This is a genomic window from Neokomagataea anthophila (assembly GCF_018122595.1).
GTDB classification, from domain to species: Bacteria; Pseudomonadota; Alphaproteobacteria; order Acetobacterales; family Acetobacteraceae; genus Gluconobacter; species Gluconobacter anthophilus.
This window is the reverse complement of record NZ_JAGRQH010000037.1, coordinates 1-282: the sequence shown is the minus strand read 5'-3', so window position 1 is coordinate 282 and position 282 is coordinate 1. Positions and strand designations below refer to the sequence as shown.

Sequence of the window (282 nt, the reverse complement as noted above, 5' to 3'; positions counted from 1 at the left end):
ATTTGATAATGCTCAGCCAAAGCTTGTTCTACGAGTCTATGGCTGCCAACACCTAATAATTGCTCTGCTGCTGCGTTGGCATAACAAGGCTTAAGATCCTTATCGATGACAAGTACAGCGGTAACTAAATGATTGAGCAGTGTCTCTTTATCCATCGACCGTTCCTAGAAATAGGGTTGCACCACCATGGTGCACCAATCTGGTGCAAGCTGCAACTTGTCTTCATCAAACGGTTTAGTCTGGGGCGGTTAATCTAACTCTATGTATTTAAAGTTTTTATAC

General features: G+C 42.6%; 1 protein-coding gene. It reads right to left on the bottom strand.

Annotated features, from left to right (window positions below):
• Window positions 1–155 (bottom strand): PAS domain-containing protein (locus KB213_RS13195; protein WP_211683456.1); only part of this gene is annotated, 155 nt, incomplete at its 3' end.
• Window positions 156–282 lie beyond the last annotated feature (127 nt).